The organism is Fuerstiella marisgermanici, from assembly GCF_001983935.1.
GTDB lineage: Bacteria > Planctomycetota > Planctomycetia > Planctomycetales > Planctomycetaceae > Fuerstiella > Fuerstiella marisgermanici.
In genome coordinates, this window is record NZ_CP017641.1 from 5,241,840 (window position 1) to 5,267,727 (window position 25,888).

17 protein-coding genes are annotated in these 25,888 nt (G+C 57.1%); 10 read left to right on the plus strand and 7 right to left on the minus strand.

The annotated features are described in order from the left end of the window. The first annotated feature begins 366 nt into the window (after positions 1-366). The 3 genes from Fuma_RS19575 (at position 367) to Fuma_RS19585 (ending at position 4,368) form a co-directional block, all read left to right on the plus strand. Entirely contained in the window at positions 367-1,752 is a 1,386-nt protein-coding gene (locus Fuma_RS19575) for a hypothetical protein (protein WP_077025607.1), read from the plus strand. Between the two features lie 411 nt (positions 1,753-2,163). Continuing rightward, positions 2,164-3,240 carry a ZIP family metal transporter gene (locus Fuma_RS19580; RefSeq protein WP_083732168.1) on the plus strand — a complete coding sequence of 359 codons (1,077 nt, stop codon included), beginning with the start codon at positions 2,164-2,166 and terminating at the stop codon, positions 3,238-3,240. A 39-nt stretch (positions 3,241-3,279) separates the two neighbouring features. Beyond that, on the plus strand, positions 3,280-4,368 hold the full coding sequence (locus tag Fuma_RS19585; protein WP_077025608.1) for an NHL repeat-containing protein: 1,089 nt from the start codon (positions 3,280-3,282) through the stop codon (positions 4,366-4,368). Positions 4,369-4,995: 627 nt separating this feature from the next. Here Fuma_RS19585 and Fuma_RS19590 read toward each other — a convergent pair. Then, positions 4,996-6,009: a glutamine synthetase beta-grasp domain-containing protein gene (locus Fuma_RS19590; RefSeq protein ID WP_077025609.1), complete on the minus strand. Its 1,014-nt coding sequence runs from the start codon at positions 6,007-6,009 to the stop codon at positions 4,996-4,998. 370 nt (positions 6,010-6,379) lie between these two features. Further along, positions 6,380-6,583, minus strand: coding sequence for a hypothetical protein (locus Fuma_RS19595; RefSeq protein ID WP_077025610.1), 204 nt, complete (start codon positions 6,581-6,583; stop codon positions 6,380-6,382). Positions 6,584-6,884: 301 nt separating this feature from the next. On the opposite strand from Fuma_RS19595, the gene Fuma_RS19600 reads away from it, so the two are divergent. Beyond that, on the plus strand, positions 6,885-7,823 hold the full coding sequence (locus Fuma_RS19600) for a polysaccharide deacetylase family protein (protein WP_158521066.1): 939 nt from the start codon (positions 6,885-6,887) through the stop codon (positions 7,821-7,823). A gap of 122 nt (positions 7,824-7,945) precedes the next feature. On the opposite strand, the gene dapF is transcribed toward Fuma_RS19600, so the two are convergent. After that, positions 7,946-8,809, minus strand: coding sequence for a diaminopimelate epimerase (gene dapF, locus Fuma_RS19605; RefSeq protein WP_229360689.1), 864 nt, complete (start codon positions 8,807-8,809; stop codon positions 7,946-7,948). Between the two features lie 177 nt (positions 8,810-8,986). Between dapF and Fuma_RS19610 the strand changes: the two genes are divergently transcribed. Then, positions 8,987-9,298 carry a hypothetical protein gene (locus Fuma_RS19610; protein WP_077025612.1) on the plus strand — a complete coding sequence of 104 codons (312 nt, stop codon included), beginning with the start codon at positions 8,987-8,989 and terminating at the stop codon, positions 9,296-9,298. 52 nt (positions 9,299-9,350) lie between these two features. Here Fuma_RS19610 and Fuma_RS19615 read toward each other — a convergent pair whose 3' ends face one another. Together Fuma_RS19615 and Fuma_RS19620 are read right to left on the minus strand one after the other, a co-directional pair. Then, positions 9,351-10,787 carry a DUF4350 domain-containing protein gene (locus Fuma_RS19615; protein ID WP_077025613.1) on the minus strand — a complete coding sequence of 479 codons (1,437 nt, stop codon included), beginning with the start codon at positions 10,785-10,787 and terminating at the stop codon, positions 9,351-9,353. Continuing rightward, positions 10,784-12,703, minus strand: a complete 1,920-nt coding sequence (locus Fuma_RS19620; RefSeq protein ID WP_145944262.1) for a DUF4129 domain-containing protein — start codon at positions 12,701-12,703, stop codon at positions 10,784-10,786. Before Fuma_RS19620 ends, Fuma_RS19615 begins: the two co-directional genes overlap by 4 nt. Before the next feature lie 151 nt (positions 12,704-12,854). Between Fuma_RS19620 and Fuma_RS19625 the strand changes: the two genes are divergently transcribed. From Fuma_RS19625 to Fuma_RS19645, 5 genes are all read left to right on the plus strand, one after another. Next, entirely contained in the window at positions 12,855-13,652 is a 798-nt protein-coding gene (locus Fuma_RS19625) for an SDR family NAD(P)-dependent oxidoreductase (RefSeq protein WP_077025615.1), read from the plus strand. Positions 13,653-13,890: 238 nt separating this feature from the next. Further along, on the plus strand, positions 13,891-15,318 hold the full coding sequence (locus tag Fuma_RS19630; RefSeq protein WP_077025616.1) for a pectate lyase: 1,428 nt from the start codon (positions 13,891-13,893) through the stop codon (positions 15,316-15,318). Positions 15,319-15,613: 295 nt separating this feature from the next. After that, positions 15,614-17,755 (plus strand): neutral/alkaline non-lysosomal ceramidase N-terminal domain-containing protein, encoded by a 2,142-nt coding sequence (locus Fuma_RS19635; protein WP_077025617.1) that lies wholly within the window; start codon positions 15,614-15,616, stop codon positions 17,753-17,755. A gap of 612 nt (positions 17,756-18,367) precedes the next feature. Beyond that, complete coding sequence (locus Fuma_RS19640; RefSeq protein ID WP_077025618.1) at positions 18,368-21,829, plus strand: leucine-rich repeat domain-containing protein; 3,462 nt, start codon at positions 18,368-18,370, stop codon at positions 21,827-21,829. A gap of 819 nt (positions 21,830-22,648) precedes the next feature. Next, positions 22,649-23,320, plus strand: a complete 672-nt coding sequence (locus Fuma_RS19645) for a hypothetical protein (protein ID WP_077025619.1) — start codon at positions 22,649-22,651, stop codon at positions 23,318-23,320. A 1,405-nt stretch (positions 23,321-24,725) separates the two neighbouring features. On the opposite strand, the gene Fuma_RS19650 is transcribed toward Fuma_RS19645, so the two are convergent. Continuing rightward, positions 24,726-25,310 (minus strand): hypothetical protein, encoded by a 585-nt coding sequence (locus Fuma_RS19650; RefSeq protein ID WP_077025620.1) that lies wholly within the window; start codon positions 25,308-25,310, stop codon positions 24,726-24,728. Between the two features lie 170 nt (positions 25,311-25,480). Continuing rightward, the gene (locus Fuma_RS19655) at positions 25,481-25,852 is read right to left on the minus strand and encodes a transposase (protein WP_077025621.1); all 372 of its coding nucleotides are present in this window, start codon (positions 25,850-25,852) and stop codon (positions 25,481-25,483) included. Positions 25,853-25,888 lie beyond the last annotated feature (36 nt).

Consider the following 25,888-nt stretch of genomic DNA (forward strand, 5'->3'; position numbering starts at 1 on the left):
CCAGCGTGCGACGAACAGTGCCAGCCGTAGAATGGCTAAACTCAAAACTGCCGGTGCCTGTACAGGTGTTCGTCACTGTAGAAACGACAAATACGGCGGCCGGTTTGTAACATCTGCAAAATTTGCCAGACGCATTCGGTTCACCGTGTTTCGGCCGTCTCACCGAAAACGCCACAACCTGTTTATTCACAATACATTGCGTCACGGAGGCGAAAAACTGCCTGCTTCGCCCATGGACTGGTTCGGCATTTGCTGCTGGTAGGACTGACTTCGACGAATGGATTTGCCGAAGGCGGCGTATGCGAGACTTCACTGAATCGCAGGTGCCGGGAAAAACACTGAATCACATACACGCACGGGCCGAGCATGGACGCTTCGATTCTGCGATTTAGCCTCGTTACGCTGTCGTTGTTTATTTCGACAGGAGCGGGCTTCCAAACGCCAAACTTCACCGTAACGGCACCCACCGCTGAGATTGCTCAGAAGGTTGGCGAAGCCGCTGAAGTGTACCGACGCGACCTTGCCGTCTTCTGGCTCGACCAGCCGCTGCCCAATTGGTCTCGCCCCTGCAAGCTGCGAGTTCGGCCGGGGTCGATGGGGGCTGGCGGCGAAACTCGTTTTCAGTTTGTTGGCAACGAAGTCCTGAACTGGGACATGTACGTTCAGGGATCGCTGGAACGGATTCTCGACTCCGTATTGCCCCACGAAGTAAATCACACAATCTTCGCATGCCACTTCCGCCGCCCGTTGCCTCGCTGGGCCGATGAAGGTGCGGCTACGTTGTTTGAGCATCGCTCGGAACAAGTCAAGCAGCTCAGTTTGCTGAATCAGGTGATCAACAGCGATCGCGAATTCATCAACCTGGACAAGCTGCTCACCATGAAGGAATACCCCAAGGGCTATCGCCCCATGCTGATCATGTATTCCGAAGGCTACGCTCTTGCCGATTTTCTTGTGCAGCAGGGCGGTCGCAAAAAGTATCTGCAGTTCCTGGAAGATGGCAACCGGCTTGGCTGGACGAAGGCCATCAAGAAAAACTACCACCACGGCGGCGTCGAATCTTTGGAAACCAACTGGAAAGGTTGGGTGCTGGCCGGCATGCCGAAGCTGAACACACCGACAGGCGATATGCTGGCCTCAGCAGCCGTCGTTCGCGGTCAGGATGCCGCTCGCCCAGCGATTCTTGACGAATACGCCTCGAATGCCACAGTGCGTTCGCAAAGTCCGGATAGCGAAACGCAGACTGACATAGATCGAGCGGCGACACCAACTGGTGAATTCAACGCCCCACAAAACCAGACACAGCAGCGCACGGTCGCCATGCATTCCGACGCCGCCTCAAGTGCAACCGGTCTTTTCCGAGAACTGCCACAGCAGGATCTGGCGGCGACTCCTCAGCAGCGGACGGTCAACGAATCATCGAATTCTGCGTCACGCAGCGAACAGCCATATCGATCGTCCACATTCCAGGCTCCCGCGCCGACTGCGGTCGACAAGACGGTACTGCCACAACGGCCTCCCGTCGATCGAAGGCGTGTTCCGACGAATCGACAAGCCCAGCCGCCATCGGCCCCCTACTTTTCGCCTTCAGGCTTGCCTCGCCGTACAGGCTTCGAAGCCACCGGAACAGGGCCGGTGAAGGAGTCCAATTTACAGCGAAATCAACGAAAGCATCTCCCTCAGGAACGCGAAGCGGTCACCGGTTCTACCCCGCAGTGGGCCGGTTTCCCACGACAAAAGGAATTGTTCTGATTCCGTCACAGGTTTTTAACGAGTCAATCCCATGACCCGCAGTTAGTGAAGCAGCAACGGCTTTCTCCTCCTTGGCCTAAGTTGCTTTCCTGTGATTGTCGGCGTTTCTATCGGGCGAGTCATCATCCCGCAGGATGACTCGCCCGATCTTCTTTTGAGGCGCCAAATCCGACCGCCAGCAGGTTTGAGCTCACGCTTAGGAAAAAATGCGTCGCTCCCATCGGTAGCCAAATCCGAGAACCGACCGGAGTCTCGATTCTCTCGTCACGTCGCTGAAAGCCCTTTGCACAACGAAGTTGCAAATAAGAACGCGTCGCTGCTCGAAAGTGAACGAAACTCGATCTAGTCTGCCTTGGCCGCAGATTGATGTGGCCTCGTCCGATTCACTCCCCCTGTCGGTGTCGACCTGGTATGCGGTTTCTGGTTCTGTTGTTGGTGTCGCTTTCTTTGTTCGCCTTGTTCTGCGGCGGGAACCAAACGGCGCGCGCCCAGGATACCAGTGGCGACGAGACTGCTGCGATTTCACCGAACGAAACGGTTCGACTGCCCGCTCCTCCAGCCCCGAACACCGACGCGGCTCCGTCGTCCTGGTCGATCACCATTCTGGCCATCTATTGCGCATTGATCGTGGTGGCGTCGTTGCTGGGAGGCGCTCTGCCATTCGTGATGGAGCTAACCCATACCCGCATGCAAACCATTATCAGCTTTGTGGGCGGATTGATGCTGGGCATCGGCGTGCTCCATCTGATGCCGCATGCTGTTCATGAATTACATCAGGCCAACATCGCCGCCAACTGGATGATGGTCGGGATCGTGATGATGTTCGTCCTGCTGAGACTGTTTCATTTTCACAACCATGAACCCGTCAGAATGCTGCACAAGGACGGTTCTACCGATTGCGGTCACGACCATGACCACGATCATGATGCAGTCTCAGTCGACCTGGTCACGACGGGCGAAGGCCATAGCGCGGCCGAATGTCATTCGCATGGACACACGCATGGACTAAGCTGGTTTGGAATCGCATTGGGGCTAAGCCTTCATACGCTGATCGATGGACTCGCCCTTGCCGCCAGCGTTCACGCTCAGGCTCAGCAAATCAGCGGTTCGCAATGGTTGGGCCTGGCCACGTTTCTGGCGGTCCTGCTGCACAAGCCGTTAGACGCCGTTTCGATTACATCTCTGATGGCCGCCAGCGGCTGGACGCGACGATCGATGATGCTGGTGAACGCCGGGTTCTCCATGATGTGCCCTCTGGGAGCAGCCCTGTTCCTGTTGGGCGTTCGCCAGTTCGCCGGCTATCAGCAGGAACTACTGGGAACGGCCCTCGCATTTTCAGCCGGCGTCTTTATCTGCATCTCACTCAGCGACTTACTGCCGGAGATGGAATTTCACGCTCATAACAAAGTTCAGCTTACGGTGGCATTGGGGCTGGGTATCATATTATCCTGGTCACTCACATTTCTGGAATACGCGCATTTGCATTAGGCGTACATTCTACGGCCCATCCTTTTGGAAAGTCCCAACATGGCTGCTGACTCAAAGAAACGATCACGTCGCGACTTTTTGACCACAAGCGCCGCCGGAGCCGCGTTTTTGACGGCAGCCCCAATGGGATTTACTGCCAGCCGCACCAGTCAGGAAGTGATTGTTGGCGAAGGCGACTACAAATATCGCGTGCAGCACGACTGGCCAAAGCTGCCCGACAAGTATTCCTGGCAGACGACTCATAATGTCGCGGTCGACAAAGCGGGCAACCTGTACGTGATTCACGAAGGTCGCAAAGATCAGACCGACCATCCTTCGATCTTTGTTTTTGACGCCGATCGCAATTTCATCCGCGCGTTTGGGCAGCAGTTCCAGGGAGGCGGCCATGGCATCGAAGTGCGGCAGGAAGGCAATGAAGAGTTTCTCTACGTGGCCGCTTACCAGCATGTCAAATGCTTCGAGAAGATGACGCTGACCGGTGAAACCGTTTGGCATAAACGAGCCCCCATGGAATCCGGCGTCTACGCCAAAGGGGAAGACACCAACAAAACGGCCACCTGGACTCGCCAGGGTTTTCTCCCGACCAACTTCGCCTTTCTGGACGACGGTGGCTTCCTGCTCGCAGACGGCTACGGCTCGTTTCACATTCACCGCTACGACAAAGACGCGAATTGGGTCAACAGCTTCGGCGGCGCGGGCGATGGCGAAGGCACATTCAAGACCGCCCACGGTTTATGGATTGACAAACGGCCCGGGCGCAAGCCGACCATTGTTGTGACCGATCGAGCTCACAACACGCTGCAGATCTTCGACATGGATGGCAAGTATCAGGAAACACTAACCGGCTACGGCCTGCCGGCAAACGTCGACACGTGGAAGAACCTGATGCTCGTGCCGGAACTGAAGGCTCGCGTAACGCTGCTGGACGAGAACAACAAAGTGGTCGCTCAGTTGGGCACCGCGATAGACCGACTTGGCGAGGTGAAGAACCTGCGTGGCCAGCCAGACAAATGGCGAGCCGGTGAATTCGTCCACCCTCACGACGCCTGCTTCGCCGCCAACGGAGACATCTTCGTGGCCGAATGGGTCGGCACAGGTCGCGTCACCAAACTACAACGTATCACCTAGGCCGGTCTGCACCGGCGGGCGATTGGCGTGGCGGGCGGGTGAGCGAGATGGGACTGAAGCGCCGGCGGTGCTCCCGGTGGTCGCGGAAGGTGTCGTTTGCCGGTAGGCACCGGCGGGCGATTGGCGTGGCGGACGGGTGAGCGGGATGGAAGCTGAAGCGCCGGCGGGGCTTGCGGGAGTGGTGTCACTTTCCGAGTGACGAGCTTCGTTGTTGGCGGCTTCGTCAAAATGGTGCGGTTTTTGGATTTTCACGTTGAGCGTACGCATACACCTCTCCCAGCGCAGCGTCGGGGGAGGTCGGACGGAGCGAAGCAACGTCCGGGTGGGGGCCGAGCATGTCATCGCGCTGCGTCGCCATTTCCCACGATCTCCCTCGGGAGGTGCGGCCTTGCTTTGGGCTCGGCGGTGTAATTCGTCAGCGCATAAAAGTGGCCGCCCGACAAATGCCGGACGGCCGGGGAGGAGTTGACGATCAAGCAAGCTCAACCGCCAGCAGTGACTCCCGGAATACCCATTCACACACAAAAAAGTTGCTTCCTTACGTCAGAAGCTGACGGCCTCCAGAATCGCCTGAATTCGGGAAGCAGCGCAGGTCCAGCATGCGTAGTACCGGCCCGCGTTTGTGGGTTAGCTGGCGCCTTTAACAGTCCGAATAATTTCCGCGGCAACTCGATAAGGATCCGCGTTGGAAGCCGGACGACGGTCTTCGAGCCAGCCCTTCCAGCCGGATTCCACAGTCGCTACAGGAATTCGAATCGAAGCCCCTCGGTCAGAAATACCGTAGCTGAATTTGTCGATCGACTGAGTTTCGTGCAGACCAGTCAGACGCTTGTCGTTGTCATGGCCGTACACGCCGATGTGCTCTTTAATCCGTGGAGCAAACGCTTCGCAGATTTTTTCGTACACGGCCTTGTCACCACAGGTTCGCAGAACTGAGTTCGAGAAGTTGGCGTGCATACCGGAACCGTTCCAGTCGGTCGGTCCGAGTGGTTTAGGGTGCCAATTGATTGAAACACCGAAGTCTTCTGCTGTACGTTCCAGCAGGAAGCGTCCGAGCCACATTTCGTCGCCAGCTTTAGCAGCACCTTTGGCGAAGCCCTGGAATTCCCATTGGCCGGCCGCAACTTCTCCGTTGATGCCTTCCATGTTGAGCCCCGCTTCGAGGCACATGTGCAGGTGCTTTTCGACAATCTGGCGTCCGTAAGCGTGAGTCGCTCCAACCGAACAGTAGTACGGCCCTTGTGGAGCAGGGTAGCCGCCGGGTGGGAAGCCAAGCGGAAGATTGTGTTCTGGATCCCACAGAAAATATTCCTGTTCGAAGCCGAACCAGAAATCGTCGTCATCGTCATCAATGGTAGCTCGCCCGTTTGATTCGTGAGCTGAGCCGTCGGCATTCAACACTTCCGTCATCACCAGCCAGCTATCGCCCAGACGATCAGGGTCCGGTACGCAGCAAACGGGTTTCAGCAGGCAGTCAGATGAACCACCTTCAGCCTGTTGCGTAGAACTACCGTCAAACGACCACATTGGGCAGTCTTCCAGCTTGCCACTGAAATCGTTAACGATCTTCGTCTTGCAACGCAGGCCTTGTGTCGGCTTATAGCCATCAAGCCAGATGTACTCCAATTTCGACTTCGCCATGTTTTATTAGCTCCTCAACTGTCGCGTTTGCGTCCGCAGAACCTACGCGTAAGTCGCGCACGTGCCTTTGCCGTCTGCGGTGGCGGCAATAATCCTGATGGAAGACATCTGAGTGGCACCTGACATCGGCACCAAAAGAAAACGTTGATAGAAACGACTCAGCGGCCTCCGTGTAGCTGTCCGCCGCAGAAAACCGGCGAACCTGCCTACAACTCAAGCACTCCTGCTGATTCCTTCAGCAGACTAAGAGAGAAAACCCTCTGTAGCTCCGTATTTAACCGTATATAGCATGGTCCATGCCAATCCTAGCGGCGGTGGCGGATTTGCTTGCAAATTTGACTCGCAGCGAACTGAAGCCAGCCTCGCGCAGTCAACGCGGCAAACACTTGCCGGTTGCCTCGTTTTTCATCGAAAGCACCTGATGCGGTACCAGAGGCATACGCCAGTACAGCCCAAGGCGGTTCACGGCCACAATCGGAAATACCGAGGCAAAATCATCGGGGGCTGGAGGGCTCAATGAGCAAGTTGGGTCGCGTTTTCCGGCAACTTCGGTGAGGCGGAATTCTTCGATCACGCAATGATTCCAGAGATTCGCAGCCGCCACAGATGATCATCGACGGGCGAAAGGCGGTTACCCACAGCGCATTGTCCGCATATCCCGCATTCGTCTGATCCTATCTCTAAGGCAGATGGGCAAAATCACCAACGCGGGTTAATTCCACTGGCACACTTACCAAGGTGCCACCGCCACCACTGTGAGACTTCCGTGTTTGTCCGCTGCCCAGTCGCGTCAATGACCGCTGCGGCAGATGGTATTGTTGGGCGAAGATGAAAAGCACAAAGTGGGCGCGGCGGCTTCCATGGGAGTTCGCCACATGATGATTCCGAATGACAAACCTTCCAGCTTCGGCGTGCCGTTGGATCTGCAGGAGCAAAGTCCGTGGACTCGCCGCATTCATCAATGGAAGGAAGCAGCCGCCATACGTTCGCGCGTGCCGCTCAGTTGGTTTCTCACTCCGCCGATGGCCGCCCGTCCCGGCATCCTCACCTACCATCGAATCGTTCCCATCCGGCGCGGATGCCAACCTTCCTGGAACGTCACGCCGGACCGCTTTCGGTCGCAAATGCAGGGTCTGCTGCGGCGAGGTTACCGCCCCTGGCCACTGACTCAACTGGTCGACATGGTCGCGGCAGGAAGGCCCATCGACGACAACGTGTTTGTGGTCACGTTCGACTGCGGCTACGCCAACAACTACCTTCACGCGCTGCCAATTCTTGACCAGCTTGGAATTCCGGCCACTGTTTTTCTGGCGACGGGCTACCTGAATTCAGGCGAACCGTTTCCGTTTGACGACTGGCCATTAAAGGGCAGCTGGAAGGTCAATTCCGATACGTGGCGGCCTCTTGCGCTGACAGAATGCCACACGCTTCTGCGCAGTGGGGTGATCGAATTTGGTACTCAAACACATACGCACGAAGACTTCCGCAACCGAGCTGCTGCGTTTCGAGGCAACCTGCGCACCAGCGTCGATTTTCTGTACCACCACTTTGGCATTGTCCGCCCGCCAATGGCGCTACCGTACGGAATCATCAGCCGCCGCTTCGCCGGGCCTCAGTACTACCTGACCGCGTATGAAGAAGGCACCTGCTGCTGCCTTACGGCGGAGGAAGAGTTGGTTGTGCCGGGCACGACTCCGTTTGGCTGGGGCCGATTCATCGCCGAACAGCACGACACCGCCGACACCCTGGCCGTAAAACTCGGCGGCTGGCGAGCCAGGACGTCCCGGCAGACGATTGGCGTAGCTCGCGGGTGACTGCTTCACAGCTGAATCGCCGGCGGTGGTCTCCTGGCGTTGTTTTCCTGGCGGCGATACCAAACGGCGAACCGAATAACGCGGCATAGCGCATCGCTGCCGGCAGCATGGCGACCTGGCTGTTAAGCGACGCCGCCGTGCCATGTGCCGACGAAACTGACGGTTGCGGGGCCGGTCAAGAGGACGTGGCCTTCCGGCTTCCAGCAAATTTCAAGTCGCCCGCCGGGCAGTGAGATTCCGATCGGTTCACCGCGGCGACAAACTCCGCGCAGAACTGCCGCCACGCCGACCGCGCACGCACCTGAGCCGCACGCAAGCGTCTCACCACTACCGCGTTCCCAAACACGAACCTGCAACTCCGTCGGTGACACAATATTCACCCACTCAACATTTGTGCCGTTGGGAAACGTCGAGTGTCGTTCGATCGCCGCCCCCAACAGCTTGACGTTTCGGTCGCTGAGTTCCTGATTGAAAATCACGGCGTGAGGGTTCCCCATCGACACTCGCGTGAATTCGATTTGTGGTGGCGACTCCGACTGGCCGGGCAGACTGATGTCTGTGAGACACTCTGTGGTGCCGTCGGCCGATTCGATGACCGGTGCTCCCATGTCGACGCTGACGGTGCCGGAGTTCGAATCCGCAGACAGCGGCGAGACGGTGGCCGTCACCAGGCGAGACTTCGTGCGCACGCGGCACAATTCAGAAATTCGCCGTTGCCGTGCCATCCACAACGCGACGCAGCGAACACCATTGCCGCACATGTCGCCTTCCGAGCCGTCTGCGTTGAACATCCGCATTTCGACGTCGGCGGTGTCGTCCGCCACGGGCACCAGCAGGATTAAGCCGTCTGAGCCAACTCCAAAATTGCGGTTGGCCACCTTAATCGCCAGCTTCGCAGGATGGCGGGGAAGGTCCGTTTCGAAGCCGTCGACAAACACGTAATCGTTGCCGCAGCCGTGCATTTTAATAAACGGCAGGTTGTGCATAGGGGTGATATTCGTTGGAGAAAGCGTCTGTTAAAGGCACGGCGAAGCAGCAATATTCGTGGTTTTCGCATCCGGGAATTGCCGTTCAGGCAGCACGAAATGCTGTCCGAAAGCCGATAAACCGCCTATCATTGCGATGTTCAGCGAATTTCTATGTCCTGAAAGTTGGGTCTTTCCATGCTACGCAATCTCCCTCATCGAACACAGTTCCTGCGAAGCCTTCGACGGTTCACATTGCTGACGGTGCTTGTCGGTGCGTGCATGACCGGGACCGAAGTGATGGCGTGTCCCAACTGCAAGTTCGCCAACGAGACAGAAGATAGTCGGCCTCGCGCCTACATGTACAGCATTCTGTTCATGATCGGCATGCCAGCGACCATCTTCACCGGATTCGGAATTAGTTTTTACCGGATGTCGAAGAAAGCTCAAATCGCTGCAGAGCTGGAAGCCAGCGAGCAGACGGATACGGATCAGCCTAACCTGACGTAGGCAGTGATTCCGAAACAGGACGGCAGGTCGGCTGTGCGTCCCGCGAGTGGAATTACGCCATTCGCCCTGCGGCCTGCGTTGCGACCTCAGCCGACGCCGCCACGATCAGTCGTCCTTCCGCGTGCAACTGTCGCAGTTGGTCGATGGTCTGGCCGAGTGCCTCGAATCGCTTGCGAGACATATGCACTGTGCGTGTATTCGTGGCCAGTTCGATAACATCGACCAGCTTTTTGCGTTGGGCTTTCACATTCGACGCGCCGTGGAATTCCACCTCACCTTCGCCGCTTGCGGCGTTGCCGATCAGCTGCCGACGCCAGTCGGTGGGATCGCTCGATTCCGTCAAATGCCGGCAAAGTTCGCGAGCCAGAATGCTGGCGGACAGTCCGAATTCAGCCGACTTCACTTTATGGCCAGTGGCTAAATCGTGAGCGGACTTCATGTCGCGAATGGGCATGGCCGGATGGGTGGCAGAATGAGTGGCCGCCATCTTCCATATAACAAACATCAGCACCGCGATCGCCAACGACAGCAAAATATGACGGCGTAAATAGGGCGAACGAATTTTGTGGCGTCGGTCGGCCATGAACTGATTCGGAAGATTTTGGTCTTCCACTTCCTTCAACACCGTGTTGACCACCTTAACGTAAGTCTCCAAAGCCGGTTCCGGCAGGTTTTCGGGTAATGGTGGTGGATTGTTCGAATCGACCATCGGGCTGTTGCGAAAGCTTCCCAGCGGCACGCCGTCAGCGATGAACAGCATCTTGTTTTTGTTTCCGCTGCACAAAATGCGACTGACGTTGATCGCCAAAATTGCATTGTCGCCGTGCCACAACATACCGTTGGTGAACAGGCTGGGATCTGACGCAACAATCAGCTGCCCCGTGTTGATGTTGGGCAAGCCAACGGTTGCCAGCAACGGTTGGTCTGAACTGTCACGCGGCAACGTGCGCTGCGGAAGTCTTGCAGCAACCTGCATGTCGGGAATGTACCAGCGCGGCGGAGCCAGCCAGCCTGTCCGATTGACCACCAGCGAATTCACGCCAGTCATCACCGGATGATCATGATCGATGTCTGTGATGGTCAGGCAATCGGCATAATTCTGGTAGCGCTCCGCAGACTGCAAGGACGTGACCGGACCTTCTCGAAATTCACAGATCCGCCCGGCGGAATACCTTTCGTCCGTAGCAAGCAGCACCGCGCCGCCCTGTTCGCAAAACGATTCGAGAAATCGCGACGTCCTGAAATTGATATGCCCCAACATCACAATGATCGATTCAGGCGGATGCCTCGTCACGGCGCTCATGTTGGCTACCGGCCGAACTCCATTTTGCTCCAACAGCATCTGAAACAGCTCATACCGAAAATCCCAGGCGTCGTCGGAAGGTGTTGCTGTCGTCTGAGCAGCAACCGGGCGCGACGCGATCAAGACGCATGCCAGAGCGAGTCCCGCCGACAGAAGTCGACAATTTTGTAACAGCCGACCTGTCATTGCTGATACCGTGCTAGCGCCTCACGAGCGGTCTGGATTTGTTGTGGAGTGAAATCGGCTTCGTCAGGAAGGTACCTCGCCTGTTCATACAGTTCCCCCAGTTCCCTCGCGGGCGTGGAAGCCACTGGCGGCTGCGTGGTCAAATCGTCAACAACCTTCTGATGAGTCCACCACGGTTCTGTTGTGCGTGGCGGCTGAAATGCCATTTGATGAAACGCCGCGATGACATCCGCCTTCGACCGAATCTCGGAGACAGAAACCTGTCGACCTGACTGATGCTGAGGAAGCTTCGATCGCAAAACGCCCATCGATATCCCGAACACCACGGCAAAAACCGCAAGGACAACCAGGATTAACCAAGTAGAACCACCCGCGACGGAACCTCCGGCGTTGCTTCCGCCGCCAGCAGGCGGCTGAGCGGCCGCAGTTGGCGGTGTCGCGGCAAGCCCGGAGATAAAGTTGCCAGCAGACTTCTTCAACTGTCCGATCGTAGACGTGCCGCTTCCGCTATCGTTGCTCTGGTTCTGACGGCCGGTTCGAGTCGTCCGGTCCTGGCCGCGTGATGATGGGGAAGGCTGTTTGAATTTTGCGTCTTTGGCAATCTCAACGATCTTCTCAGACATGCCGCTCAGACTTCGCAGAAGTGAATCACGCAGCCCAGCGTCGCCTGCCGCGTCACTCGCCCCGCCACCGGCCGCTTGTCGTTTGGATGCTTCTTTTGCCTTCGCTTGAGCTTCCCGGACGATGTTCTTCAATGTCTGCTGCAGCCCGTTGCGAGCCAGGTCGCGCTTCGCGTCCTGCAGACTTTTCTGCAGGTCTGCAGACTGAGCCTGATCGGACTCCCGAGGCGGCGCACCCGGCCGGTTTCCAGAATCCGTTTGCGTGTCGGCTTCAGGCTGTGTGTCCGGTTGCAGCGTGGCGGGCGGAGGCAAATCGTCGGCAGCAACGTCTTTGAACTTCTTCAAAAAATCAGACACCGATTCGATGTCGATTTCACCTGCGTCGGTGTGCGTGTCGTGCGGTTGCAACGTCGGGGAAGTGCCGGAATCCTTCGCCTCGGGATTCCAGCGTTCGAATTCGCGAAACTTGTTCTGGATTCTGTCGCGAAGTTCCTCCAATGACGGCATCTCAGGTTGCTGCGACCGATTGCTTTGGCCATTGGGCCGCATTCTGTTGGTGCTCGCGGGCATATCATCTGGCTGGAATTGGTCGAACGGCGGCATGGCCTGCGGAGCGTTGCCTTCGCCATTAGGAACTTGTGACCGACTGCGGCTTCGCGGCTGTCCGCTCGGTGCTGTCCCATTCTGTTGCGGCTGGTTCTCCTGCTGATCCGAACGCGGCTGGTCTGTATCTGTACGTGGCTGGTCCGTACGTGGCTGGCGAATCTGTGGCTGCGGCGCAGTCGAAGGCGGCAGGACACCGTTGCTGCCTGACGGGTTCCCCTGAGGAAGGCGGCGGTCGCGAGCGTACTGTTCCAGCATCTTTTGAATCTGCTGCCGGGCCTGAGGGTTCGACATCATTTCCGACATCAACTCAGGCGGAACATCTTTCGGATCCGGCATTAATCCCTCGGGAATCTTGCCGCCGAATTGCTGCATTAAATCATTCAGCCGTTTGAGTTGTTCAGGAGAAAACTTCGGCGGTGTGGCGTCACTGGCGGCGTCATCCTGTTTACCAACAAGCGACTGAAGTTGCTGCAGCAGTTGCATTTGCCGCTGAATGTCGGACGTGCCGTTTTGAGGCAGTTCCAGGCGACGGTGCGAAGAATGTCGTGGCTGTGCGAATGCCATGGCTGGCAGGCTGGCGAGCAGCATCATTGCGACCAAACAAATCGGCCATCTGCGCCCCGCAACGACGATCCGACATGGTTCTGCATTCGCCAGCATTCGGTTGGCACGTCGGATCCTGTATTTCATTCGTTCCGTTTCTGTAGCGAGAAGTCCTGGTAGTGCTGTTCCCATGGCTTCATGACGATTTCCACAGGTGGTCGCTTTTCGCGTGCGCGGCGGCCAGGTATTGTAACTCATCACAGACACAGGAAACAGCGGTATTTGCAGAAGGAAATCTATGGCCAACGCACCATCGTTAGGGGCGCTTCCCGGAGTCAAACAATTCGATCTCACCGGTCAGGTGGCGATTATCACGGGCGGTTCGAAGGGGTTGGGAGCGGCAATGGCCGCCGGGCTGGCGTCGGCGAACGCTTCTGTTGTACTGGTTAGCCGCCATCAATCAGAAGCCGACGCAACGGCTCAGGAAATCGCCGAGGCCTTCGATGTGAAAGCCGTTGGACTACAGGCAGACGTGACGTCGGCCTCAGACGTCAACAACATGGCGGCGGCTGTACACGAAGAATTCGGACGCATTGACATACTGATCAATTCGGCCGGAATCAATATTCGCGGCAGTATTGAGGAACTGAGTTACGAACAGTTTCAGCAGGTGCAAAAAACCAACGTCGACGGAACATGGCTCGCCTGCAAAGCCGTCACTCCTATCATGAAGGCGGCGGGCTACGGCCGCATCGTCAACCTTGCCAGCACGCTGGGACTTGTGGGACTGGCCAACCGGACACCTTACACATCCAGTAAAGGAGCCGTCGTGCAGTTGACTCGTGCGCTGGGCCTGGAACTGGCCACGTTTGGAATCGCCTGCAACGCCATCTGCCCGGGTCCGTTTCTCACGCCCATGAATGTGCCGATCGCAGATTCCGAAGAAGCCAAAAAATTCATCATCGGCGCAGTGGCTCAGGAACGCTGGGGCGAACTCAACGAAATCCAGGGCGCCGCAATTTTACTCAGCAGTCCTGCCGCCAGCTTCATGAACGGCAGCATGGTCACGGTTGATGGAGGCTGGACGGCTCGATAGAGCAGTTTACCGTTTGCCGTGGACGGTTCGGGCTCGTGGCAAACAGCATTCATAGTACGAAACGCTTGGTCCGCGGCCACAAGTCAGCGTAAGACGCTGTAACGGCGGAGAGATTTTTCTAGAGCAGTTTACCTTTTGTCGTGGACCGTTCGGGCTCGTGGCAAACAGCATTGATAGTACGAAGCGATTGTTCCGCGGCCACAAGTCAGCGTAAGACGCTGTAACAGGAGCCCACTCGATGCGAAACCGAGCACTGATTCTTCTCATCGCCCCGTCCCTTTTTGTCTTGCCCTTTTTTGCTGACCAAGGACACGCCGCTGATCTGCGGGAGGACGCTGTTACCGCGATTCGAGTGGTAACAAATTACTTCGCTAACGACGTCGCCGTAAACGGCGGCTACGTTTATTTCTACTCTCCCGATCTGCAAAAACGTTTTGGGGAAGGCGTCGCTTCGGGCAGTCAGATCTGGGTGCAGCCACCGGGCACGCCGACAGTGGGACTCGCCTTTCTGGAAGCATGGCAAGCCACCGGCGACGCGGCTCATTTAACTGCCGCGACCGCTGCCGCAGAAGCGTTGGTCTATGGCCAGTTGAAATCCGGCGCGTGGACGAATTCGATCGACTTCGACACCAATGGTCAGACAAGTCTATACCGAAACGGCAAAGGGCGCGGACGCAATTTTTCTACGCTGGACGACGGCACGTCGCAAGCCGCCATGCAGTTGCTGATGCAGGTCGATAAAGCTCACGAATTCAGCCATCGTAAGATTCACGAAGCGGCGCAGGTGGCTTTGGACGCACTACTGGCCGCTCAGTTTTCCAATGGAGCGTTCCCGCAGGGCTGGGACGAGACACCGGTTGACGTCAAACAGCCGATCGTGGCGGCTAAGTATCCGGACTACGAATGGCGCACGGAAGGACGCGTCAAAGAATACTGGGATATGTACACGCTTAACGATGGAGCCGCTGGAACCATCGCGTCGACCTTGTTGATGGCTCACGATGTTTATGGAGCCGACCGCTACGACAAAGCACTTCGGAAGCTTGGCGATTTCCTGATTCTCGCGCAGATGCCTGCCCCACAACCTGCGTGGGCTCAACAATACAGCTATACCATGCACCCCATTTGGGCTCGCAAGTTCGAGCCACCCGCCGTCGCGGGCCGCGAATCGCAGGATGCCATCGCTACGCTGATGCGGATTTACATCGCGACTGGTCATGACAAATACCTAAAGCCAGTGGGTGCCGCTTTGCAGTATCTAAAGTCATCAGCACTGCCAGACGGCCGGCTGTCACGATACTACGAACTGCAGACCAATCGCCCGTTGTACATGCAACGAAGCGGGAAGGTGTATTCACTGACGTACGACGATTCTCGCCTGCCCAAACACTACGGTTGGAAGGTCGAGAATCAAACTGATGAATTGCAGGCTGAATATCAGCGGCTGAAAAAAGCTGGCGCTGTGCGCGAGCCTGAGTCTAAAGTGTCAGACGCCGACGTGCAGCGGATCGTTCGCACGCTCGATAAGTCGGGGCGTTGGATGAGTCGCTTTGACGGCCAACGCCTGGTCGGACAGCCGAAGTTTCGCATGGACGAAGAATATCTTTCGAGCGAAGTCTTCAGTCGTAACATCACCGCTCTCAGCCAATGGCTCAAGCAACGTTAGAGCCGCGTTCCGAAACCGACACCGCGTGCTACATTCACATCGTGCCACGCGCACCGCAACGTCGCTTCATTGACGGCGGGACCCGGCTATCGTAGAGTCGCTGACCAGACTGCAGGCGTGCGGTTCGTTAGGTTTTCGCGACGACAAACATCATGAAAGCCGTCTGGACTTCCGCCGATAGGCCGATGCCGTGCCGCCGCTCACGCAGTAAGAATCCCTCCTGCCGATTCGCAGTTTCAGGCTTCCCGCCCATCAGCAACGGCAATTATCCCTGCCGCCATAAAAGGACCCTCCTATGAAATTTGCTGTCTTCGTGTGCCGCGCCACACTTGTTTGTTTGCTGGGCCTCGCGCCACTAAATCACGCTAAGGCTGAATTGCAGGCGGGCGCCGCAATAGTCGACGTCACGCCTTCGAAATTTCCGGTGCTCGTCAACGGAGGCATGACCAGCCGTTCAGCGACGGAAGTCGTGACCAAAATCAATGCCCGAGCCATCGTATTGGCAGACGGCGAAGAACGCATCGGCATCGTCGTCGTCGATAGCTGCATGATGCCGCGGCCGTTGCTGGACGAAGCCAAAAAACTGGCGGCTCAACAAACAAAGATCAAGCCGGACCACATTCTGATTTCGGCAACTCATACCCACACCGCGCCGTCATCAATGGGGGCGCTTGGAACAGATGCAGACACCGATTACCTGCCTGTGCTGCGAGCTGGCATCGCCGAAGCGCTGGTCAAAGCCGAACAGAATCTGGAACCCGCGAAGGTTGGTTGGTCAGTGAAAAATGCGGCCGACTTCACGGCTCTTCGCCGCTGGATTCGTCGGCCAGATCGATTGGCAGAAGATCCGTTCGGCAACATGACTGTGCGAGCCAACATGCATTCGGGCGCCGACTGGGACGCGGTCACCGGCGAATCCGGACCGGAAGACCCGGACCTGTCGTTGATTTCATTTCGAGCGAAAGACGGTCGTCCGATTGCAGTGCTTGCCAACTTTTCGATGCACTACTATTCCGGACAGAAACCTCTGGCAGCCGATTACTTCGGCCTGTTCAGCGACGCGATGCAGGAAAAGCTGGGACACAAACAAGAAGATCACCCGCCGTTTGTGGGAATCATGTCTCACGGCTGCAGCGGCGACATCTGGCGACGCGACTATACGAAACCGAAAGACGAATGGGATCCGTGGAGCAACATCGATGAATTCACTGAAGGCCTGCTAAAGGTCGCATTGGACGCCTACAGGAATGCGGAATACCAGGACAATGCAGACCTCGCGATGCATGAAGCTCGCATGACTTTGGATTATCGAGTTCCCGATCTTCAGCGGTTGCAGTGGGCTCAGAAAATTGTGGCGGAAACAGGTGATCGTCTGCCGAAAACCACAGCAGAAGTTTATGCGCGTGAGCAAGTCATTCTACACGAACTTCAGTCGACAGAGATTGTTGTTCAGGGGTTGCGAATCGGCGACATCGGCATCGCAACAACGCCGAACGAAACCTATGCCCTCACGGGTTTGAAGGTGAAGCTGCAGAGTCCTTTGCCGAAGACCATGGTCATCGAACTGGCTAACGGTGGCGACGGCTACATTCCGCCGCCTGAGCAGCACTTACTCGGCGGCTACAACACCTGGGCCGCTCGATCGGCCGGTCTGGAAGTGCAGGCGGAACCCAAAATCGCCGAAGCGGCTCTGACGCTGCTGGAAAAGTCGGCGCAGAAGCCACGACACAAATGGCAACAGTCACGCGGGCCTGCAGCGGAGGCAATCGCGGCGGCGAAGCCGTTGGCATGGTGGCGAATGGATGAATTTGCAGGTCCTTGGAGCGTCGATTCTTCGGGCCATCACTCCGATGCAACGTACGAACCCGCCGTCGCTTACTTCCTGGAAGGTCCGAACTCAAAAGCGTTTTGCGTTGACGGCGAAAAGAACCGCTGCGTGCATTTCGCCGGCGATCGCATGAGTGCCCGCCTACCGCTGCTCAAGGACAAATATTCGGTCTCAATGTGGATCTGGAACGGCATGCCCAATGACGCGCGGGACGTCGCCGGTTGGCTGTACTCACGCGGCCACAACAACGGTCTCGCGGCAGCAACGGAACACCTCGGCGTCGGCGGCACGGCAACGTCACCAGGACGTTTGATCTATCAGTCCGGAGCATCCCCCGACAACGTTGCTGTCGGCAAAACAGAAATCCCACGCTGGACATGGAGTCACGTCGTGTTTGTCAAAGACGGTGGCAAGGTGCGAGCCTACCTGAACGGCGCATCGGAACCAGAATTTGAAACAACCGTCGACAACAATGCCTCTTTGCCCGCCAGTTGCTTCTTCGGTGGCCGCTGTGACAACGATTCCAACTGGGAAGGGCGTCTGGATGAAGTCGCCGTGTTTGATCGAGTTCTGACGACGTCTGAGATTGCGTCGCTGGGCAAACCGTAGCCGTCACTGCACGAACGAGTCACGGCGAGCCCCCGGCATAAGAGTCTGCGGGGCATCATGCGGAAAACTACGTTCAGCAACCCCTCTCGCAATTTATTGCGGGAGGGGTCGAACGAGCGAGGCAAGTTCGGGGGAGGGCCCCATACGCAAACGGCTTTTCCCGCGTCAGACGATTGCTCTGCGGCGACCGCTGCGACAACGATTCCGACGGGCAGGGGTGGCCGTGGTTGGAGCGAGAATCCACGGAACGAACGACCAGAAGTGTGGCGAACTCAGACGGCAACGTACCCGGGGTCTCCTTCGCTTCGCTCAGTCCAACGCTGGCCAGCGTCGAGTAAGCACTTGGAATTTTATTCCTCCCGCCAGGCTGGCAAATGGCAAAGCGAAGGATGGGCACTGCCCATCAACACATCGACATGCAACTGGTGGGCAGTCCCGCACCCTACTTCACCGCGTCGGATATAGTCCTAAATTTATAAACTGACGTCCCTCGCCGCGCGGAAATCGCTCTGAATGCGTGTGTGGTTCGGTTCGTTTTGTCGACAGGTGGTGGGATTGCCCGGTAGACTGCAGGCAGTCCGCTCGCCCACCGTGTTTTAGAACGGGATCTTCATGAGTTCCGAATTAGAGTTCGTCGTTGAACCCGTTGAGGATCACCAGTGGGAATCCGTGCTGGAACGTGCGAATGCAGAATTCTGGTCGGCCTTTGTGGTGACAAACAACTCAGACGCGGCCGAACTGTTGGCGAGCCATCTGTCGGCTAATCGCGTGCTTGTGGGGGACATGCCTGGCAAATTCATCAGCCAGCTCCCGCGGGAACTCGTTGCGCTTGCCTTGCACGGGCAGTCGTTGCACTCGCTGCCCGCTGACTTCGGGGACCTCCAACAACTCGAACGCCTCGACCTCATTGGCATTCAGCTAAGCGCGCTGCCCCCTGACTTCGGCAACCTCCAAAAACTCAAACATCTCGACCTCGACGGCAATCAGCTAAGCTCGCTGCCCGCTGGCTTCGGCAAGCTCCAACAACTCGAAGATCTCGACCTCGGCGGCAATGACCTAAGCTCGCTGCCCCCTGACTTCGGCAACCTCCAACAACTCCAAGCTCTCCTCCTCAACGGCAATCAGCTAAGCTCGCTCCCCCCTGGCTTCGGCGACCTCCAAAAACTCCAAACTCTGTTCCTCAACGGCAATCAGCTAAGCTCGCTCCCCCCTGACTTCGGCAAGCTCCAAAAACTCGAAGATCTCGACCTCGACGGCAATCAGCTAAGCTCGCTGCCCGCTGGCTTCGGCAACCTCCAAAAACTCAAACATCTCGACCTCGACGGCAATCAGCTAAGCTCGCTCCCCCCTGACTTCGGCAACCTCCAAGAACTCCAAAATCTCAACCTCAACGGCAATCAGCTAAGCGCGCTGCCCACTGACTTCGGCAACCTCCAAAAACTCGAACTTCTCGGCCTCAAAGGCAATCAGCTAAGCGCGCTGCCCACTGACTTCGGCAACCTCCAACAACTCCAAACTCTCTACCTCGACGGCAATCGGCTAAGCGCGCTCCCCCCTGACTTCGGCAACCTCCAAAAACTCGAACTTCTCGGCCTCAAAGGCAATCAGCTACCTGATTCGTGGACGGAGGCGTACGAACAGGGACTTAAACCGTTCTTCGCCTTTTTGGGCAGTCTGAGCCCCGACGGCACAGCCAATCGACTGTTCGAGACCAAGCTGATGATGGTCGGCGAAGGGCGTGTGGGCAAATCGTGCCTTGTTGAAGCGCTGGACAAAGGCAAGGCTTCGCACAAGCAGACAACACACGGTATTCAGGTCACAAGATTGTCCGTGCCCCATCCAGGTGCGGGGCAGGACGATATTCCGCCAGAGCAGGACATTACTGTGAACTTCTGGGATTTCGGCGGGCAGGATGTCTATCGCGTCACGCATCAGTTTTTCTTCAGCGATCGATCTCTGTATATCGTTGTGTGGAACCCACTGCTGGGAGTGGAGTATGCCAACGTGGCGTACTGGATCGAACTGATTCAACGACGTGTAGGGAACGATGTCCGTGTACTGGTTGTGGCCTCACATTCCGAAGCGGGACGCGTGCCGCGAATTGACGAACTGGGGCTGCAGAAAAAGTTCCCGGACGTGATTGCCGGATTCTTCGAAGTTGACAGTATCTGTGGGGCCGGCATCGATGATCTACGAGCCGCCATCAGCCGGGAAGCCGCCGATCTTTCGCACATGGGCGATCCGTTTCCGCCATCGTGGAGCAAGGTTCGGGATGATCTGTACTCGTCCGCTAACAAAGACACACCTTTCATCAACTGGTCGCAATTTCAGGAGCGGTGTCGCCATCACGAAGTTCCGCTGAACGCAGACAAACCGCTGGCCGTTTTATTGGACCGGCTGGGGCATATCATTTACTTCGCCGATGACGCCGGATTGAAAGATCTGGTTGTCTTGAACGCGGAGTATCTTTCTAAGGCTATCGGACTCGTCCTGGAACACCCCGGCACGAACGAACGAAGCGGCATTCTGCATCACGAAGATTTGCCGCACATCTGGAATGATCCTGCCCGCGTTGAACGGGACCGCTACGAAGATGAGAGGCTTTATCCGTACTTTCTGCGGCTGATGGAAAAGTTTGATGTCACTTATCGCATCAATGACGACACGGGCCAGTACAGCCTGGTCGGGCAGCTTGTGCCCGTGGACCGGCCTGCTGTTGGCGAAGGGCCGGACGATCACCCGGATTCGGCCCGTAGTTTGCCGTGGGACCACGACGACGATGAACGCGCGAGCTGCAAACGCGTTCAACTGGTCATCCGGTTGGACGACGATCCGCCAGGGCTGATGCCGTGGTTAATCGTTCGCCATCATCGTTATAACGAACGTCGAATTCACTGGCAAAAAGGCATCTTCCTGCATTCGTCCGACTACGGAGATGCACTGCTGGAAATGCAGGATCGCGATGTCGTCATCACGGTTCAGGCTCAGTACCCGCCGACTTTGCGGTCAATTGTGCGAGCCTCCGTGGAGGAACTCCTCAAGAGTTGGGATGGATTGAAAGGCCGTTGGACAGTTCGTGTGCCCTGCCAGACGGTTCTAGAAGGCGGCAACCGATGTCCGGGAACGCTGCCGTTGACTCGGCTGCAGGAACGAATGGCCCGAGGAGAATTCGCGTATCCCTGCGAAAAGTGTGACTGTGATCAGAATATCTCACAGCTTATCAACGGCTTCCCCAGCCCGGACCCTGGAGTTCGCGTCGCGGTGGCGTCTCAAAAACTGGACGAAATGCAGGAACAGATTACAGCGGGTTTCTCAGCGGCAAAGATTGATCGGCATGCCATCGCTAAGGAAACGCTGCATGAATTGAGGTCCGTTGTTGCCGAATCAACACGGTTGGTGTTGAAGGCATTCGAGAACAAGCAAGTTCCCTGCCCGCGACTGTTCACACTGTTGCCTGCGGAGCTTGAACGCCGGGAGAAGGTTAACCCGATAAAATTGTTCAAGAGCGGTACGTCGGATCGGTATCGGCTGACACTTTGGTGCGAAATGCCGGGTGAAGAGCACGCCTGCTCTCCCGTTGGGGCCGCAGGTGCAAAGTCCGATCCGTCCAAAGGCGAGTATCTGTTTGATGTCCCGTTAAAATGGGTAGCAGGTGTCGCTGGGTATGTGTCACTGATTGGCAAGACGATTGGCGTGGTTGCACCAATCGCTAAAAATGTCTCTAACCTGGCTGCAGGGTCCGATGAGGATCTAAAGCGGCTGCTTAAACAGATTGACGTCATGAAGTCGTTGGCAGATATGTGCAAGAACGTAACAGTGGACAGCCTGAGGTTGGTGCGGGGAAACGGGTCAAACGACTTTCGGGAGATCGTTGAGAGCGAACAACACCGCCAATTCTACCATTTGCTGCAGGACTTAGATCCGACAGAAATTTATGGCGGCCTCAATTGGACGCTGAACAAGGCGACGGGCGATTGGCTCTGGCTGTGTTCCCGTCACCAAAAGGTATTCAACCCTGACCTGCCCGTGATCCCCAAACGCAAGCTTAAGCGGATTAGAACTCGCAAGGAGTAACTGATACCAGGAATGGTGGTTCAGGTTAATGCAGCGCTGACTGATGCGTGCCCCCTTCCCGCAATTTCATTGCGACAGGCGCCGATCGAGCGCAGGAAGATCGGACGGGGTGCGTTGTTGATAGCGGGCTGATGATTGCGAGTTTTCCTCCCGCGACCAACGAGAGCAACGTCGGCGATTCCGCCTTCGCGCCGTGAACCAGCTCCCACGCCAACCCTCCGCCGGTGCGTACCGGCCCCCTTGCGCTGCGCGTGGGGGACGTGGAATCTGTTCGATTAAGGCAAGGTAGTTTCCAAGCGGTAGATGCGTAACCTACGAATTTTGGTTGCGAGCAACCATGACGCCCGTCTCGCCAGAATGGACATTCCAACCCGACCGCCAATACGTCACGTTGACTTTGACAGTCACGAAGGCGAGGAAGAATACAGTGACTGTACGGGTGACAGTCGTGACCGGCTGATGGAACGTCGCGACTGCGCATGCGAACGCGGCGGCTGTTACTTCAGACAATCGCAGGGGGCGGACTGAACGTCGTTTGTGCCAGGCGAGCCGTTGCGACTGCTGATTGGAACGTCGTGATTGCCACTCAGTCCACGGCCGCGGCCAGGTGGAACATCGCGAGTGCCAGACAGGGCAAGCCTGCAGTCCCGTTATGATTGTTCGAACCATAACCCGACACATGGGCAAGAACCGCACCTTGAACGTTGGCGATGCCAAAATCTGCCAGTTGACGTCACGGTGGTGACGATGCGATAGTTGAGCGACCTGCTACGGATTCGCTCGGGGCAATTATCTTCTTCGATTCGAAAGGCTGGCAAGATGGCTTCACACAAACTCGTTCCTCGACGAGAAGGCGACTTTAACGGGTGGAGCAACCATTACAGCCAAACACTGATCGACAACGCCGAACAGTACTTTCTAACCGACGCCGAAGTGAAAGAACTCAAAAAGCTGCAAGCCGATTGGGACCGCGATTACGCCGCCGCCATCACCGCGGCCGATGTCGCTCGTGCCGCCACCGAAGCCAAGCATGAAGCTCGCGCAGCTTTAGAACACGCGGTCCGAAACACGGCCAAACGCATCATGGCCGACAGCCGAATTTCTAACACACTTCGCAAAGACGCTGGGCTGCCGGTCCACAAGACAACTCGCACGCCCGTCGCCGTGCCCACCACTTCGCCGCTTGGCCAAGTGGTTTCCACCAACCGCCTGGAACACACGATTCTGGTCACCGATGCCAACACGCCCACCAAACGCCGCAAGCCGCCGGGCGTCATCGGCTGCGAAGCGATGCTGCTGGTCGGCGACGTTTCAACGCTGGATCCTGCCGACTACAGACTGATTGGCCTGTGGACTCGCTTCCCCGAAGTCGTCACTTTCAACCCCGACGACGCGGGCAAGACGGCTCACTACATGTTCCGCTGGTTGAACACCAAAGGCGAAAAAGGGCCTTTCAGCGCCCCCACCTCCGCCACAATCCCCGCCGTTTAAGGCGAAGAACGCGATAAGGGGGCATTGTGCTTTTCCAAATAAGTACAACGTCCCCTTTCGCTCTGCTCCCCCTTTCGCTCTGCTCCGCTGGTATCTGGAACGTCGATCTGTCGGCTTGCCGATTCGCTGGCCGCCGGGATTGGAACATGATGACCAGTTCGCAACCGATCTGTAGTCGACCCCCACAATGATCCATCTTGTGCCTGCAGCACCCAACCGCCATGAACGGCGGTCGGGCCACCCTGCGAACACAGAGCACCAGAACACAGATCGCTTCCCACGCACGATCAGCCCTTGCCCGATCGTTTAACCCGCAGCCGAAGGCGCAGGCGCTGCTCACGCGGTCCCGTGCGTGGCAAGGCTTCTTGAGAACGTCAGAGTTAGCAGTATCGTTGTCGTGACCGGAATCCACCAAACAACCGTCAGAGCGTCGCCTGCGCCTTCGGCTGCGGGTTAAACTCGAAACCGTTCACACACTGGCAAAGCCAGTGGCACCCGCCGACGCATTCGCAGTGGTGCGGTCACGCTCGAATTGAAACGCAGAGGTCGCGGAGTCGCAGAGGGGCGCAGAGTTGGCCAGGGGCAGCATTTCTCTCTGCGGTACTCTGCGGCTCTGCGCACTCTGCGTTAAACCGTTCTTAGCCGCGTTCCGTCGACGTTCCCGCCACGCTGCCTAATCGCTTCAGCTTGCTATCGAAGACGAATGGCCCAAACGACACGAGCGTCGGATCGTCGCTTCGCCTGATCTGGCCTACTCAATCGCCGAAGTTTACACCTCTCCCCAGCGAAGCTGAGGGGGAGGTCGGACAAGCGAAGCAACGTCCGGGAGGGGGCCGTGCGAACGCAGAGCACCAGTAACACAGCTCGCTTCCCACGCACGATCAGCCCTTGCCCGATCGTTTAACCCGCAGCCGAAGGCGCAGGCGCTGCTCACGCGGTCCCGTGTGTGGCAAGGCTTCTTGAGAACGTCAGAGGTTGCAGTATCGTTGTCGTGACCGGAATCCAACAAACAACCGTCAGTGCGCCGCCTGCGCCTTCGGCTGCGGGTTAAACTCGAAACCGTTCACACACTGGCAAAGCCAGTGGCACCCGCCGACGCATTCGCAGTGGTGCGGTCACGCTCGAATTGAAACGCAGAGGTCGCGGAGTCGCAGAGGGGCGCAGAGTTGGCCAGGGGCAGCATTTCTCTCTGCGGTACTCTGCGGCTCTGCGCACTCTGCGTTAAACCGTTCTTAGCCGCTGGGTGGCCCGACCGACTTGTTCGGTCGGATAGCGTAGCGACAGGATGCCTGTTTGTGAGCTTTCCATCGAACATGGAGTCCCATTCAGATTGGACGCCGGATGATGAGACATCTTGTGCCTGCGGCACCCAGCCGACCGGCCGCGCCACCCCGCGTATGATCGACTACGGCAGCGGGACGCCCTTGAATACCAGTTCGCGGCGCTCGCCTTCATGGCCAAATGAAAAACGGAAGGTGACAGTATCAGACTCTCGAAACTTACCCGACAAGGTAAAGAGGTAAACCTTAGACTTCGGCGAAGAGCCTTTCGACGGTTCCGTTGGGAACACGGCAGCGCGAAGACATTGATAATCAAGATCCATTTCAGCAACTCCGCGGGCCCGGGTTGTGATGATGTGACCATTCGTTTCAATGCTGATTGTGCCCGGTAGCTCCGTACCGTCAGCGGTTTCGGCTTTGAAGCCCAAAGGCTCGTCTTTATCGGTGAGCTTCTCGATCACGGTTGCCACACGCATCCATGGAACTGCGTTGTCGCCGGGAGGATGGCCACCGCCGGAAATCAGTTCTTGAGAATCAAGAAAGGCAATCCCTTTCGTGACGCCAAGCAGCGAAACCCGATAGTCGTCGTTTTGCTGCACGGATTCGAACTTGGCAATCTCTGATTCCCGCGGGTCTTCTTCGGCGTTCGATAATACAGCAACCCCGCCTACGACAACCGTGATACCAATCAGGGCAACAAGCCTGTTCATTCTGGATTTTCCTTACGATTAGCAATAGGCATGATTGAGCGGCATAAAGTTAGAGTTCACCGGATAGCCATGTGTGAGCGTGGATGGAAATTGGTCGTGGCCCGCAATACCGGTGCAACGGCGTGGTTGAACAGGACGGCTTTGCCGCTTCTATGGGGGTTGACCGCAGTTTACGGTGCTCGAGCGTGGACGACGCGTGGCTGATGCCTTGTGAAAACACGAGGCAACGGACGATAAACCAGTTGCGTCACCACGTCGGTATTACACCGTGGACAACGCTGAGGGTCAAGGCTTTTGATCCCTGAGGCAGCCTGTTTCGACGCGGCACGGCCGTCTTCGGCAGACAACTGTTCGCACACACGCTTTCGCTGACCCGCATTGCAATTGGCATACAGGCCGCTGCGGCGAATCATCCGCTGACCCTTCGGCGGCACGTGTTCAAACCAGCGGTTCAGAAATTTATACGTCGCTTCGACGACCAACAGACTCGCAGAAGTTCGTTTGCAAAATGCTTCTGTCAACAGTTCAATGGGGAGGCTCATGCTGTCATCAAACTGGAAGAGTGTGTCAGGAAAGAA

Coding starts and splice junctions, on each gene's coding strand:
- Fuma_RS19575 (WP_077025607.1), top strand. CDS start 367: ATGGACGCTTCGATTCTGCGATTTAGCCTCGTTACGCTGTCGTTGTTT.
- Fuma_RS19580 (WP_083732168.1), top strand. CDS start 2,164: ATGCGGTTTCTGGTTCTGTTGTTGGTGTCGCTTTCTTTGTTCGCCTTG.
- Fuma_RS19585 (WP_077025608.1), top strand. CDS start 3,280: ATGGCTGCTGACTCAAAGAAACGATCACGTCGCGACTTTTTGACCACA.
- Fuma_RS19590 (WP_077025609.1), bottom strand. CDS start 6,009: ATGGCGAAGTCGAAATTGGAGTACATCTGGCTTGATGGCTATAAGCCG.
- Fuma_RS19600 (WP_158521066.1), top strand. CDS start 6,885: ATGATGATTCCGAATGACAAACCTTCCAGCTTCGGCGTGCCGTTGGAT.
- dapF (WP_229360689.1), bottom strand. CDS start 8,809: ATGCACAACCTGCCGTTTATTAAAATGCACGGCTGCGGCAACGATTAC.
- Fuma_RS19610 (WP_077025612.1), top strand. CDS start 8,987: ATGCTACGCAATCTCCCTCATCGAACACAGTTCCTGCGAAGCCTTCGA.
- Fuma_RS19615 (WP_077025613.1), bottom strand. CDS start 10,787: ATGACAGGTCGGCTGTTACAAAATTGTCGACTTCTGTCGGCGGGACTC.
- Fuma_RS19620 (WP_145944262.1), bottom strand. CDS start 12,703: ATGAAATACAGGATCCGACGTGCCAACCGAATGCTGGCGAATGCAGAA.
- Fuma_RS19625 (WP_077025615.1), top strand. CDS start 12,855: ATGGCCAACGCACCATCGTTAGGGGCGCTTCCCGGAGTCAAACAATTC.
- Fuma_RS19630 (WP_077025616.1), top strand. CDS start 13,891: ATGCGAAACCGAGCACTGATTCTTCTCATCGCCCCGTCCCTTTTTGTC.
- Fuma_RS19635 (WP_077025617.1), top strand. CDS start 15,614: ATGAAATTTGCTGTCTTCGTGTGCCGCGCCACACTTGTTTGTTTGCTG.
- Fuma_RS19640 (WP_077025618.1), top strand. CDS start 18,368: ATGAGTTCCGAATTAGAGTTCGTCGTTGAACCCGTTGAGGATCACCAG.
- Fuma_RS19645 (WP_077025619.1), top strand. CDS start 22,649: ATGGCTTCACACAAACTCGTTCCTCGACGAGAAGGCGACTTTAACGGG.
- Fuma_RS19650 (WP_077025620.1), bottom strand. CDS start 25,310: ATGAACAGGCTTGTTGCCCTGATTGGTATCACGGTTGTCGTAGGCGGG.
- Fuma_RS19655 (WP_077025621.1), bottom strand. CDS start 25,852: ATGAGCCTCCCCATTGAACTGTTGACAGAAGCATTTTGCAAACGAACT.